The following is a 14,159-nucleotide window of genomic DNA, read 5'->3' as shown; positions in this document are numbered from 1 at the left end:
CGCGCGACCCGGATTTCACTTTCCGGCAGGTCGCAGGCTAAAGTTCTTCTTGTTCGCCCCGCCGAGCGGAGCGGAACACCACGCGGCAGGTTCGCGTGGCGGCAAGGGGCTATAGCTCAGTTGGTAGAGCGCCTGCATGGCATGCAGGAGGTCAGGAGTTCAATTCTCCTTAGCTCCACAAACCGGTACTCCGTCGAGTAGTCGAAGATCGTTCGGAAGGATCCCGTCCCTCTCAGGGGCGGGATTTTCTGTGTTCCCGCGCACCGGCTTGAGTCACTCGGGCCCCGGGGGCGTATATCTGTGCGAGCACGCTCTCGGGTGTGGCCCGCGACGCAGGTCGTGGCCGTACTGGTACCGAGGCGTCGCTGACCGTATCGGCCCGGCCGTGGCAGAATCAAACGGCCGAAGGGGGCGCGGCCCGACGGGAGGGAGTAGCGATGCCTGCCTGCATCCTCGAGGAGGTCCACCTCCTCGGTGCGGCGTTGATACGAGACACGGGCACTCGCCTCGTCTGCCCCTCCTGCGGCTCCCTCCATGTGGCCCAAGTCCTCGGCGACAACGGGGGGATCTCTTACGTGTGCACGGCCTGCGGCCACAGCTGGAGCTGACCCATGGGTGCACACAGGCGGAAGTGCGACTGGTGCGGCGGCGGCACCCCGATCGTCCGCGACATGGAGCCGATCAACCCCGACTACCAGTACTGGTGCGAGGAGTGCGCGCGGGCGCTGATCATAAAAGGCGACCCGATCGAGACCTACCGCGAGCTGGAGGGCGAGCCGATCTACGGCCGGCTCCTGGAGGAGCACTGCACGCTGAAGCGGTTCTATTCGTTCGTGACGGCGTGACGCCGGCCCGCCGTCCGGCGGGCGTGCTGGGCGCAGCGAAACCGATTTGGTGTTCCACCCCCTGGACCGTGTAATGTTGGCGTCGCCGCCGGGGAAACCGGGCGACACGGTCAAGAACGCGGCTGGTTCGCGTGGCCACGAGGGGCTATAGCTCAGTTGGTAGAGCGCCTGCATGGCATGCAGGAGGTCAGGAGTTCAATTCTCCTTAGCTCCACAGGAAATGAGGGCGAGTCATCCATAGGATGGCTCGCCCTCGACGTATGCCCGGACGCGTACGCGGTGGCAATGCGACGGTGGGCCGCCCCCGCAGGGGCGGCCCACCGTCGCGTGCGTTCAGCGGCCCAGGGCGCGGCGGCCGCGGCCCTGGGAGAGGACCGGCAGGTTGCGGGCCGGGGCCTGCGAGCGGGTGTCCTCCTCGAGGCGCAGGGCCAGCGCGGGACAGCGGCGCACGGCACGCAGGGCCTTGGCCTCCGCGTAGCGCGGGACCTTCGCCTGGGCGACGGTCGGGAAGCCGTCGGCGCCCAGTTCGAAGACCTCAGGGAGGATGTCCGCGCACAGGCCGTGCCCCCGGCACAGCGTCCAGTCGACGTAGATCTTCTGACGGCTGGAGCCGGACTCCTCGGCCTCGGCGCCGCCGGGGATGCCGGTGGGGGCCTTGCCGCCCTCGAAGAGCGGCAGGACGCCCTCCACGGGGCGTCCGCAGCCGTTGCCGAGGACGTGCGCGGCCAGGTCGTCCGTGAACGCCTTGATGGTCGACTCGAGGAACATCGCCGAGCCGTCGGGGTGCGAGCACGCGCCGCGCCGCTTGACGTTCTTGGCGACCTGCTTGAGGGCCTCGAGGGCGGCCGGGCCGCCGCCGTTCATGATGTCCTCCATGCCGCGCGCGGCAGCCGGCAGACCGAGATAGCAGGGACCGCACTGGCCCGCGCTCTCCTCCGCCAGCCACTTGGCGACCTGGAGCGACTCGCCCAGCGGGCAGGTCTCCTGACTGATCGGCAGGATCGCCCCGGCGCCCATCGCACCGCCCACCGCGTCCAGGGAGTTGCGCGAGACGATCGCCTCGTTGACGGTCGCCGCGTCGATCCACTTGCCGTGGTAGCCGCCGGTCAGCACGCCCTGCGGCACCGGCGGCGCGCCCGCGAGCTGGAGGACGTAGCGCAGCGGCACGCCGGTGGGCGCCTCGACCACCATGGGGCGGGCGACGGCGCCGGAGATGGTCAGCATCACGGTGCCCGGCTCGTCGTACAGGCCGGTGTTGCCGTAGCGCTCCGGGCCGATGCGGGCGGCGATCGCCAGCTGGGCGAAGGTCTCCGCGTTGGACAGCAGGGTGGGAACGCCGCCCACGCCGTTCTGCGAGGCGCTGGTCTTGCGGCCCGGCGGGATCGCCGGACCGCCGTCGATGGAACGGATCAGCGAGGCGGCCGCGCCCGTGACCATGCGCACCGGGTTGCGCTGGACGCTCGCGCGCAGCGCCGACCTGCGGCTGTTGCTCAGTCCGCGCTCGGCGAGCGCCGCCTCCATGGAGCGCTGGGTGGACTCCCGGGTGACGCCCACCACGAGCGTGCGGGCACCGAGGGCCTCGGCGACCAGCAGGGCCCCGTCCAGGATGAGGTGCGGGGCACGGTTGATCAGGACGGTGTCCTTGCGGCAGGCCGGCTCGTCCTCACTGCCGTTGACGACGACGACCGGCCGTACGCCGCGTTTGATCGCGGCCTCGGCGACCGAGCGCAGCTTCTTGTGGAAGGGGAAGCCCGCGCCGCCGCGGCCCTTCAGGTTGATGGCCTCGGAGAGCTTCGCGAGCTGCTCGCCGCCCAAGGGTTCGAGCGGCCCGTGCACCTTCAGGTGCATGGGCAGATCGAGTCGTTCGACAAGGTCGAAGCCCGACGTGAGCTGGGGAAGCCCGACCACGCGGACTTCCGGGACGTCGGGCAGGGCCTCGTTCACCTGTAGCCTCCGGAAGGCGTGTTCCAAGCTTCGCCCGAACCCGGCGCGTCGTAGGAGGCGCCGGGGGGTGTTTCATTGGCGGGACCGCTGTTGTACGTGTCGTTGGGGTTGTACGTGCCGTAGGGGGCGTTCGTCTCACCGGTGTTGTACACATCACGTCCGCCGTACGCGGGAGTGCCCGCGGCGGCGCCCGGATTGTTGTAGGCCGGGATGTTGTACCCCGTGTCGTTCAGCGGGTCGTAGGCCGACGGGGGCGCCTCACCGACCGGCGGCGGCGAGGGGATCGGCCAGCTGCCCGAGGTGCTGCCGGGGCCGTCCACGCGCGGCGCCGCACCCGCGGCCTGCGGGTCGAACGGAACGTTCATGCGCGCGGTCTGGTCGGCCGCGAAGGACTGCCCGGGCGGCGGCGTCGCGACGGTCCGGTAGGCGGCCGCGAAGCCGGGCTGGGGCTCCGCGGCGGGCGCGGGGGTGTCGTACAGCGGGGAGGCGGGGCGCGGTCCGCGCGGCGCGGTCCTCGTCGCGTCGGCGCGCGGGGGCGTCGCGCCGCGTGCGTTCTCGTAGCCCGCCAGTCCGGACTCCGAGACCCTGGCCCGGCTCGCGTCCAGGTCGTCCAGCTCCGGCCGCTCGCCGCCGCCCAGCACCGCCATCAGCTGGTCGGCGAGCCTGCGCTTGACCGGGCGCGGCGCCGCGCGCACGGCCAGGGCCACGATGACGCCCAGCAGGGACAGGCCGTAGAGGATGAAGAAGATCGGCTTGGCCTCCCGGCCCGCGTACAGGCCATGGATCAGCGCCGCGCACCAGGCCGGGTAGGCCAGCATGTGCATCGCCCGCCAGCGCGCCGCGACCGGGGCGGGGGTGGCGAAGTTGCTGCGCAGCGCGCCGGTGATGCCGACGAAGATCATCAGCAGGCCGGCCAGGGAGCCGAGGCCCACCAGGCCCTCGATCCCGGTGAGACCGAGCGAGAACGGGACGACCGCGGCGATCAGCTGGGTGTGCCCCAGCACGATCTTGGTGGTGATGTGCACCAGGAGGAACGCGATCGAGGCGACCGCGGTGGTCCGGTGCACCGCCTGCCCCACGATCCGCTGGCGCGTGTTGAGGATGATCCGGTCCTGGGCGACCAGGCCCCAGATCACCGAGCAGCTGAGCGAGACGAGGGAGAGCACGCCCGCGCCGAAGTTCAGGAACTCGCGGAACTGGCTGCCTCCGGCCAGCACGACCACGGGTATGAGGAGCAGGACGACAGCCGACGCCACCCCATAGGCCGAGCGACCGGGTTTGGGGAGCGAGCTGTTACTGCGACGAGGGTTCATGGGGGCGACTCCGAGCGGTTCGGGAAAGCGGTCCCGAGCACGAACTCTAAGTGGCCCCAAACCGAGCAGTACGCCGTTTGAGTTATTGCGTTGTTATCAACGCCACAGCTGAGGCTCACGTTGTCCCCATAGGCTCCGTTACGCCGGGTTAACTTTGAACGATGTTCAGTTTTTCTGAACCTTCACCGGCGGACCCCCGGTCCCTCACGGCTCGCCGAGGGCCGCGTCCCGTCCCGTGGACGCTCGTCGCCCCGGGCTCGACGCCTGCGGTACCCTGACGCCATGCGTGCCGTACGCCTTCTGCTTAGCGAGCCGCGCTGATCAGTCCCGACCGCCGGACCAACAGGACGGTCGGCATCGGCGCGGCGTCCCCTCCTGTGCGAGGGGATTTTTCGTTTCTGGAAAGTCGCAGCCGTGGGCAGAGACGATCGATGGAGCTTTGAGGACCATGAGCGAGACGAACCCCGCTGCCCCCTCCGAGGTGGCAGCGCCGCACCGCTACACGGCCGCCGTGGCGGCCGACATCGAGGCACGCTGGCAGGACTTCTGGGACGCCGAGGGCACCTACGCGGCGCCGAACCCCAAGGGTGACCTGGCGGGCGACCCCGACCTGGCCGCCCGGCCCAAGAAGTTCATCATGGACATGTTCCCGTACCCGTCCGGTGCGGGTCTGCACGTCGGCCACCCGCTCGGGTACATCGCCACCGACGTGCACGCCCGCTTCCAGCGGATGACCGGCCACAACGTCCTGCACACCCTGGGCTTCGACGCCTTCGGCCTGCCCGCCGAGCAGTACGCCGTGCAGACCGGCACGCACCCGCGCGTGTCCACCGAGGCCAACATCGCGAACATGAAGGCGCAGCTGCGCCGGCTGGGCCTGGGCCACGACAAGCGCCGGTCGTTCGCCACGATCGACCCGGACTACTACAAGTGGACCCAGTGGATCTTCCTGCAGATCTTCAACTCCTGGTACGACGACGAGGCCGGCAAGGCCCGCCCCATCTCGCAGCTGATCGCCCAGTTCGAGTCCGGTGAGCGGACCGTGCCGGGGCACACGCGCGCGTGGCCCGAGCTGAGCGCCGCGGAGCGCGCCGAGGTCCTGGGCGGGTTCCGCCTGGCCTACGCCTCCGACGCGCCCGTCAACTGGTGCCCCGGCCTGGGCACCGTGCTGGCCAACGAGGAGGTCACCGCCGACGGCCGCTCCGAGCGCGGCAACTTCCCGGTCTTCAAGGCCAAGCTGCGCCAGTGGAACATGCGCATCACCGCCTACGCGGACCGGCTGCTGGACGACCTGGAGGAGCTGGACTGGCCCGAGGCCATCAAGCTCCAGCAGCGCAACTGGATCGGCCGCTCCGAGGGCGCCCGCGTCGACTTCCCGATCGACGGCGAGAAGATCACGATCTTCACCACCCGCCAGGACACCCTGTTCGGCGCCACCTACATGGTGCTGGCGCCCGAGCACCCGCTGGTGGAGAAGTTCACCCCGGCCGCCTGGCCGGAGGGTACCCACGACGTGTGGACCGGCGGCCACGCCACCCCGGCCGAGGCCGTCGCCGCCTACCGCGCCCAGGCCGCCTCGAAGTCGGACGTCGAGCGCCAGGCCGAGGCCAAGGACAAGACCGGCGTCTTCACCGGCGCGTTCGCCGTCAACCCGGTCAACGGCGAGAAGGTCCCGGTCTTCATCGCCGACTACGTCCTGATGGGCTACGGCACCGGCGCGATCATGGCCGTCCCCGCCCACGACAGCCGCGACTTCGCCTTCGCGCGCGCCTTCGAACTGCCGATGCGCTGCGTCGTCGAGCCGGCCGACGACCGCGGCACGGACACCACGACCTGGGACGACGCCTTCGCCTCGTACGACGCGAAGATCGTGAACTCCGCCGGCGACGACGTGAAGCTGGACGGCCTGGGCGTCGTCGACGCCAAGGCGCGCATCACCGAGTGGCTGGAGCGCAAGGGCATCGGTGAGGGCACCGTCAACTTCCGCCTGCGCGACTGGCTGTTCAGCCGCCAGCGCTACTGGGGCGAGCCCTTCCCGATCGTCTACGACGAGGACGGCGTGGCCCACGCGCTGCCCGAGTCGATGCTGCCGCTGGAGCTGCCCGAGGTCGAGGACTACTCGCCGCGCACCTTCGACCCGGACGACGCCGACACCCAGCCCGAGACCCCGCTGTCACGCAACGAGGACTGGGTCCACGTCACCCTGGACCTGGGCGACGGGCCGAAGAAGTACCGCCGCGAGACCAACACCATGCCCAACTGGGCCGGTTCCTGCTGGTACGAGTTCCGCTACCTGGACCCGCACAACGACCGGCAGCTGGTCGACCCGGAGATCGAGCGCTACTGGATGGGCCCGCGCGAGGGCATGCCCCACGGCGGCGTCGACCTGTACGTCGGCGGCGCCGAGCACGCCGTGCTGCACCTGCTGTACGCGCGCTTCTGGTCCAAGGTCCTGTACGACCTGGGGCACGTCTCCTCCGTGGAGCCGTTCCATAAGCTGTTCAACCAGGGCATGATCCAGGCCTACGTCTACCGGGACGCCCGCGGCATCGCGGTGCCGGCCGCCGAGGTGGAGGAGCGCGACGGCGCCTACTACTACCAGGGCGAGAAGGTCTCCCGGCTGCTGGGCAAGATGGGCAAGTCCCTGAAGAACGCGGTCACTCCGGACGAGATCTGCGCCGAGTACGGGGCCGACACGCTGCGCCTGTACGAGATGGCGATGGGCCCGCTGGACGTCTCCCGGCCGTGGGACACGCGCGCGGTGGTGGGCCAGTTCCGGCTGCTGCAGCGGCTGTGGCGCAACGTCGTCGACGAGTCGACCGGCGAGGTCACCGTCGTCGACGCCGAGAACGCCGAGAACGCCGAGAACGCCGAGAACACTGACGTCGACGTGGAGACGCTGCGCGCCCTGCACAAGGCGATCGACGGTGTCCGCCAGGACCTGGAGGGCCTGCGCTTCAACACCGCCATCGCCAAGGTGACGGAGCTGAACAACCACCTGACCAAGACGGGCCGGCCCGTGCCGCGCCCGGTCGCCGAGGCACTGGTGCTGATGGTCGCCCCGCTGGCCCCGCACATCGCCGAGGAGCTCTGGCACAAGCTGGGCCGCACCGGCTCGGTCGTCCACCAGGACTTCCCCGTCGCCGACCCGGCGTACATGGTCGACGAGACGGTGACCTGCGTGGTCCAGGTCAAGGGCAAGGTCAAGGCGCGTCTGGAGGTCTCGCCGGCCATCTCCGAGGAGGAGCTGGAGAAGGTGGCGCTGGCCGACGAGAAGGTCGTCGCGGCGCTGGAGGGCGCGGGCATCCGCAAGGTGATCGTGCGGGCGCCGAAGCTGGTCAACATCGTTCCGGCGTGAGCGTTCGTTCGTGGCGGGCGCGTGACGGCCGGGGCGTGAGCGCCTCGGGGTAGTCCCCTACGGGCAGGTTCGGGGTTCTTGCGGAACCCGGGACCTGCCCGTTGCGTTTACCGTTGAAGGGCGGCGCGACCTGTGCCGCGCCAGCCGGAGGAGGAGCGCCGTGGAAACAGTCGTCACCGTCCTCGTCCTCCTCTTCGTGGTCTTCGTGGCGCTCGGCGTCTTCGCCGCGGTGAAGGTGGTCGGGGCCGCCAAGCGCAGTGTGGACCGCACCATCACCCAGGCCCGCCGCACGGTCGAGGACCACACACTGCGGGCCAAGTCCTTCGCCCAGCCCGGCCCGGCGGGCGAACTGGCCCAGCTCCGGCTCACCCTGCGCACCTCGATGCGCGCCACCCAGGACGCCCTGTACGCGGGCGTGCGCGAGGACGAGTCCCTCAAGGAGTCCATCGCCCTGTTCGAGCGGCTCAGCGCGCACGGGCGCGAACTGGACACGGACCTCAAACGACTGGAGGCCGACCCGGACCGGGCGACGCTCAGCGAGCGGCTTCCGGTTCTGCGTGAACGCACCCGGCGCATCACGGAGTCGGCCGAGTCGCTGCGCTGGGCGGCCCGCGACCGCGCCCGCCGCTTCGCCGACGACGACCTGGACACACTGAGCGCCCAGATCGACATGGAGGCCGGCGCGCTGCGCCACTGGACCACGGCCGAGCCGACGACCGAGCACACGACCGGGGCGGCCGGACCGGCGGCCGGGCGGACGGCCGAGTCCCCGGCCCCCGGGGCGGATTCGCCCACCTGGTCCGGGGCCCCGCGGCAGGCCTCCGCCGAGGAGCCGGCCCGGCCGGCCATCACCCCGTCGGGCCGTCGCCCCGCCTACCCGTGGCAGAAGAAGCCCCGCCCCGAGAGCACGACTTGATTCACGGCCCCGATCCGGCCACACCTGACCCGGTGAGAGGGGCTGGGCTGCCGTCGGGGCACTACGGCAGGTAACCTCCAGCTCATGTCCCGCCATGTCGCGATCGTCACCGATTCAACGGCCTACCTGCCGCCGTGGACGATGGAGCGCCACGGCATCACCGCGGTTCCGCTGACCGTGGTCCTCGGCGACCAGGCGCTCGAAGAGGGCACCGAGATCTCGACGCGTTCCCTCGCGCAGGCGCTGCAGAAGCGGCGGTTCGTCACCACCTCGCGCCCCAGCCCCCAGCAGTTCGCCGAGACCTACCGCACAGTCGCGGAGTCCGGCGCGAGCGGCATCGTCTCCCTGCATCTGTCCGCGGAACTCTCCGGCACGTACGACGCCGCGGTGCTGGCCGCGCGTGAGGCGCCGGTCCCGGTACGGGTGGTGGACACCGGGATGGTCGCGATGGCGCTCGGCTTCTGCGCCCTGGCCGCGGCCGAGACCGCGGAGGCCGGCGGCACGGTGGACGAGGCGGTCGCGGCCGCCGAGAAGCGTGCCGCGGGCACCTCCGCCTTCTTCTACGTCGACACCCTCGACTATCTGCGCCGCGGCGGCCGCATCGGAGCGGCACAGGCGCTGCTGGGTTCCGCGCTCGCCGTGAAACCGCTGCTCCAGTTGCAGGACGGCCGCATCGAGCTCCTGGAGAAGGTGCGTACCGCCTCGAGGGCGATCGCCCGGCTCGAGGAGATCGTGGCCGAGCGCGCGGGTGGGGCGGACGTCGATGTCGCCGTCCACCATCTCGCCGCCCCCGAACGGGCGTCGGCCCTCGCGGACCGGCTGCGCACCCGGGTGTCCGGCCTGGCCGACCTGCATGTCAGCGAGGTCGGGGCGGTGATCGGCGCACACACCGGACCGGGGCTGCTGGCGGTCGTGGTCTCGCCCCGCTGACCCGTACGGGTGAGTGAGTTGTCCACAACTGGGGGATAGTCCCCGGAAATTGAGCAAGATCATCACGTGTGTGCCGGGTTGTCGGATGCTCCTGGCATGGCACTTCGATCACGCTCACGCACAGCGGCGGCGACCAGCGGCCCGGGGCGCGCCCCCGATTCGGACGGTCGCACCCGCCACCGCCGCCCACCGGCCCGCCGGGGCTCTCACACCTCGGCGGAGGACCTGCACCGGCGCGCGCGGACGCTGTTCGCCGAACGCGCCGCGCGGACCGGGGAACCGGGTAGCGGCTTCCCGGGAGCGGAGCACAGGTACGGGACCGGCTGTGACGGTTCTGAGGGCCCTGATGGTGGCGGCCCTGAGAGCTCTGACGGCGTTGACCTGATGCCGCCGACGCGGCCGCTGCGACCCAGGCCGTCCTGGGCCACCGCGCCTCCGAACCGGACCGCCCGCCCACCGGACGAGCCACACCCGCCACCGAGCCGCCGTCGGACGGAGGCGTGCGCGCCGCCGGAGGCACTCGGGCCGCCGAGCCGGGCGGCCGCGGGACGGCTTGCGGGGGGCGGCAACGAGTCGGCCGGCATGGCGGATGCGGGCCTTGGCGTGGTGCGGAAGTCAGGCGCGGCGGGCGCGGGTCCGCTTGCCGTGGGTGACAAGGCTTCGACTGCCTTGGGCCACGGGGGATTTGCCGCCGTGCGCGAGGCGGGCCCTGCTGTCGTGGGCCCGCACGCGGTGAGCGATACGGCCCTGACTGTTCCGGCCGACGTTGCTACTGCCGTAAGTGAGCCGAGTGCGGCGGCTGCGGGTCCGCCCGTGATGGGTGGTGCGGATTCGACTGGCTTGGGCGAAGCGGGTTTTCTCGCCGCGCGGGAGGTGGGTCCGGCTGCGGTGGCCGATGGCGGGCTGGTACGCGCGAGCAGGGCAGTCGCGGCCCGAGCCGCCGGTGCGGCGGCGGTCGCGGGCTCGGCGGCCGGGGTTGGCAGAGGGTCGGCCGGTGCGGGCCCGGCTGCGATCGGCGCTTGGGCCTCCGACGTGGTCGGTGCCGGCTCGGCCGTGTTGGCCGACGGGGGTTTGGCAGACGTGAGTCCGGCCGTCCCGGGCCGCGCTAACTCCGGCGCGGTGAGGGAAGTGCCCTGCTCGGCCATGGCGGTTGGGATGGGCCCGGCGGCGACGGGCCGGGCGAGCGCGGCAGGCGTGGCTGTGCGGGGCACCGTGGAGGCGGGCGCACGGAGTGCCCCGGAGACGGACCTGCGGGGTGCCTCGGGGGCGGACGGCGGCGCCGAGGTGGGGCTCGTGGGTCCTGCCGTGGTGCCGGACTGGCGGGAGCGGGCCGGGGCCGCGGTGCGCGAGCGGATGCCGTTGTGGTTGCAGACGCGGTGCGGGCTGGAGCGCAGGAACGTGGTCGCGCTCACCGTACTGTTCGCCGTCGCCGCGCTCTTCGCCGTGCAGCACTTCTGGAGCGGCCGTACGCAGACGGTCCAGGCACCCGAGGTGATGCGCGCCGTGGCTCCCCACGAGGAGCAGGGACGGGACAAGGCCGCCCAGACCGGGGCCCCGGTCACCGCGCGGGGCCCCGCGGCGTCCCCCGGCACGGAGATCGTGGTGGACGTCAGCGGCAAGGTCCGGAGCCCCGGGATCCAGCACCTGCCGGCCGGTTCGCGGGTCGCCGACGCGCTCCAGGCGGCCGGTGGGGTGCGCCCTGGCACCAACACCGACGGCCTCAACCGGGCCCGCTTCCTCGTGGACGGCGAACACGTCGTCGTCGGCGGCCCGGCCCCCGCCGCCGCACCGGATGCCCCCGGGCCGGGACCAGCCGGAGCGCCCGGTACGGATAGCGCGGGCACGTCCACCGCGCCGGTCGCCCTCAGCACGGCCACCGCGGAACAGTTGCAGACCCTGCCCGGCGTCGGTCCGGTGCTGGCCCGGCGCATCATCGACTACCGCACGCAGCACGGCGGCTTCCGCTCGGTGGACCAACTGCGTCAGGTCAGTGGCATCGGCACCCGCCGCTTCGCCGATCTGCGCGACCTGGTCAGCCCATGAGCCCGCACACCGCCCCCTACACCGATCCCGGGCGAGAGCCCGCGCTTCCCGGCCGCACGACCCCGGCCGAGCCCGCGCCCGATCCGTCCCACACCCGCCCGGAGGTGCACGCCGCCTCCGGCAAGCGGCTGGGAGCCGCCCACCCCCGGCAGGAAGGACCGGTGGACCTCCGGCTCGTCCCGTCCGCCCTCGCGGCCTGGGCGACGGCGGCGGTGGCGCTGGATGTCTCCCCGGGCCGGGTGACCGGCTTCGTGGTCGTCTGCCTCGCCGCCGCCGTACTCCTGCTCTGCCGGCGCGGCGGAAGCCGGAGAACACCCGCGACGGGACAGTCGCCCGCCCCAGCCGCCGGGCGGCCCCGGTCGCATGCCTCGTGGACGCGTACCTCCGCTGCCGCAGCGCTGCTCGCCGCCGCCGCGGCAGCCGTGTCCGCCGGGCTCCACGGAGCGGACGTCCGGCGGGGGCCGGTGCCCGCTCTGGCACGGCAGTTCGCCACGGTGACCGCCGAGGTGGAACTGACCTCCGACCCCCGGCTCACCCGCCCCCGGATCCGCGGCGACCGCCAGGCACCCGCCTCCGTGCGGATGGACGCCGAGGTGCTGCGCGTCGACCGGCCAGGTTCGGCGGCGGCCGTGGTGACCCGGACTCCGGTACTGATCCTCGTCAACACCGGTTCACAGGCGGCGGCCCGCGCCGAGAGCCCGTCAGGGGGCCATGTGCCGGGCGGGCACGGCGGACGCCCCGCGGAAGAGGCGCAGCGCTCGCCCTGGCTCGGGCTGCTGCCGTCCACCCGGCTGAGAGTGACCGCGCGGCTGGAGCCCCCGATGACGGGCGGCGACCGGATCGCGGCGGTCCTCCGGGTCCGGGACCGGGCGGCGCCCGAGGTGGTGGCCGAGCCGTCCGCGCCGCAGCGGCTGGCGGGCCGGCTGCGCGCCGGGCTGCGGGCGGCGACCGACGGCCTGCCGGCGGACGCGCGGGCCCTGCTGCCGGGACTGGTCGTCGGAGACACCTCGCGGATCACCCTCGAACTCGACGAGGCGTTCAAGGCGACGGACCTCACCCACCTTCTGGCCGTCTCCGGGAGCAACCTCACCATCCTCCTCGTCCTGCTCCTGGGGCCACCGGGCCTGGCCCAGCGGGTGGAGCGCCGTGGCCTGGCGCCGCGGCTCGGCCTCACCCTGCGCGGCACCGCGCTGCTCGGAGCCGCGCTCACTCTGGGGTTCGTCGTCGTGTGCCGGCCCGACCCGAGTGTGCTGCGGGCCGCGGCCTGCGGAGCGGTGGCGCTGCTCGCCCTCGCGACCGGGCGCCGCAGATCGCTGCTTCCCGCCCTGGCGACGGCCGTTCTGCTGCTGGTGCTCTACGACCCATGGCTGTCGCGCAGTTACGGCTTCCTGCTGTCGGTGCTGGCCACCGGGGCCCTGCTCACCCTCGCGCCCCGCTGGAGCGCGGCGCTGCGCCGGCGCCGGGTGCCCGCCCGGGCGGCCGAGGCGCTGGCCGCGGCGGCCGCGGCGCAGGCGCTGTGCGCGCCCGTCGTCGTCCTGTTGTCGGCCCGGGTGAGCCTGGTGGCGGTGCCGTGCAACCTGCTCGCGGAGGCCGCCGTCGCGCCCGCCACGGTGCTGGGTTTCGCGGCGCTGGCGACGGCGACGCTCGCGATGCCGGTGGCGAAGGCGCTCGCCTGGTGCGCGAGTTGGCCGGCCGGGTGGATCGCGGGCGTGGCCAGGACCGGGGCGGCCCAGCCCGGCGGGGGAGTGGACTGGCCGGACAGCTGGACCGGTGCGCTGCTGCTGGCCCTCGTCACGGCGGCGGCCGTGCTCGTGGGCCGGCGGATGCTGAGACACCCCTGGGTCTGTGCGGTCTGCGGGGTGGTGCTCCTGCTGGTGGTCGTACAGCCGCCGCCGCTGACCCGGGTGATCACCGGCTGGCCGCCGCCGGGCTGGCGGTTCGCGATGTGCGACGTGGGGCAGGGCGACGCGACGGTGCTCGCCGCGGGTCACGGCGCCGGTGTGGTCGTGGACGCCGGTCCCGACCCGACGCTGGTGGACCACTGCCTGCGCAAGCTCGGCGTCACCAGGGTCCCGCTGGTCGTGCTGACCCACTTCCACGCCGACCACGTGGCCGGCCTGCCGGGCGTACTGCGCGGACGGGCGGTGGGCGCGATCGAGACGACCGGATACGAAGAACCCGCGCAGCAGGCCGAGTCCGTACGGAGAGAGGCAGCCCGCCGCGGCATTCCGCTCACCCACGCCGGCGCCGGCGAGCAGCGCGGCACCGGCGACCTGACCTGGCAGGTCCTGTGGCCGCCACCGTCCCCCGCCCCGGACCCGGACGGACCCAACGACGCCAGCGTCACGCTGCTCGTCCGCTCCGGCGGACTGCGGCTGCTGCTCCTGGGCGACCTCGAACCCCCGGCCCAGCAGGCGCTGTTGGACTCACCGATGAGCGCGCGACTGGCGGGCGTGGACGTGCTCAAGGTCGCCCATCACGGCTCGGCGTTCCAGAGCCCGGACCTGATACGTGTGGCGGCCCCGCGCCTGGCCCTGATCTCCTGCGGCGCGGACAACCCCTACGGGCACCCGGCTCCCCCCACCGTCGCGGCGCTGCGGGCGCTGGGCGCGGTGGTGCTGCGCACGGACCGGGACGGGGCGCTCGCGGTGACCGGGGCGGGTGCGGGAATGCGGGTGGCGCGGGACTGAGCGCCGGGCTGTGCGCCGACTGTGGGGAAAGTGAGGTGAAATTGATTGTTTTCTGTCAATGAGAGGCCAGTTGCTTCTCCTCGCGTGCTGTCCCACGGCATGTGTCGGATTCTCGTGATG

8 protein-coding genes and 2 tRNA genes are annotated in these 14,159 nt (G+C 72.6%); 8 read left to right on the top strand and 2 right to left on the bottom strand.

Translation table 11 applies throughout. The annotated features are described in order from the left end of the window. The first annotated feature begins 105 nt into the window (after positions 1 to 105). From OIE49_RS12780 to OIE49_RS12770, 3 genes are all read left to right on the top strand, one after another. Positions 106 to 178, top strand: a tRNA-Ala gene (locus tag OIE49_RS12780). A 433-nt stretch (positions 179 to 611) separates the two neighbouring features. Continuing rightward, positions 612 to 845, top strand: coding sequence for a hypothetical protein (locus tag OIE49_RS12775; RefSeq protein WP_100566877.1), 234 nt, complete (start codon positions 612 to 614; stop codon positions 843 to 845). A gap of 141 nt (positions 846 to 986) precedes the next feature. Next, positions 987 to 1,059, top strand: a tRNA-Ala gene (locus OIE49_RS12770). A 119-nt stretch (positions 1,060 to 1,178) separates the two neighbouring features. Here OIE49_RS12770 and OIE49_RS12765 read toward each other — a convergent pair. Both OIE49_RS12765 and OIE49_RS12760 read right to left on the bottom strand, forming a co-directional pair. Beyond that, on the bottom strand, positions 1,179 to 2,789 hold the full coding sequence (locus OIE49_RS12765; protein WP_100566878.1) for an NADH-quinone oxidoreductase subunit NuoF family protein: 1,611 nt from the start codon (positions 2,787 to 2,789) through the stop codon (positions 1,179 to 1,181). Then, a complete protein-coding gene (locus OIE49_RS12760; RefSeq protein ID WP_326802417.1) occupies positions 2,786 to 4,102 on the bottom strand; it encodes a cytochrome b/b6 domain-containing protein in 1,317 nt (438 codons plus the stop codon). The genes OIE49_RS12765 and OIE49_RS12760 overlap by 4 nt, the downstream gene beginning before the upstream one ends. 448 nt (positions 4,103 to 4,550) lie before the next feature. Between OIE49_RS12760 and leuS the strand changes: the two genes are divergently transcribed. The 5 genes from leuS to OIE49_RS12735 all read left to right on the top strand — a co-directional run bounded on the left by leuS (position 4,551) and on the right by OIE49_RS12735 (position 14,039). Beyond that, positions 4,551 to 7,460, top strand: coding sequence for a leucine--tRNA ligase (gene leuS / locus OIE49_RS12755; protein WP_326802416.1), 2,910 nt, complete (start codon positions 4,551 to 4,553; stop codon positions 7,458 to 7,460). Positions 7,461 to 7,620: 160 nt separating this feature from the next. After that, entirely contained in the window at positions 7,621 to 8,376 is a 756-nt protein-coding gene (locus OIE49_RS12750; RefSeq protein WP_326802415.1) for a hypothetical protein, read from the top strand. A gap of 84 nt (positions 8,377 to 8,460) precedes the next feature. After that, positions 8,461 to 9,306, top strand: coding sequence for a DegV family protein (locus tag OIE49_RS12745; RefSeq protein ID WP_100566882.1), 846 nt, complete (start codon positions 8,461 to 8,463; stop codon positions 9,304 to 9,306). 1,143 nt (positions 9,307 to 10,449) lie between these two features. Further along, positions 10,450 to 11,349: a helix-hairpin-helix domain-containing protein gene (locus tag OIE49_RS12740; RefSeq protein WP_442812229.1), complete on the top strand. Its 900-nt coding sequence runs from the start codon at positions 10,450 to 10,452 to the stop codon at positions 11,347 to 11,349. Continuing rightward, the gene (locus OIE49_RS12735; RefSeq protein ID WP_403320183.1) at positions 11,346 to 14,039 is read left to right on the top strand and encodes a ComEC/Rec2 family competence protein; all 2,694 of its coding nucleotides are present in this window, start codon (positions 11,346 to 11,348) and stop codon (positions 14,037 to 14,039) included. Before OIE49_RS12740 ends, OIE49_RS12735 begins: the two co-directional genes overlap by 4 nt. The last annotated feature ends 120 nt before the right edge of the window (positions 14,040 to 14,159 follow it).

Source organism: Streptomyces sp. NBC_01788 (genome assembly GCF_035917575.1).
Lineage (GTDB): Bacteria > Actinomycetota > Actinomycetes > Streptomycetales > Streptomycetaceae > Streptomyces.
Note: the sequence above shows the minus strand (reverse complement) of the source record. Positions and strands in the feature narration are given on the sequence as shown.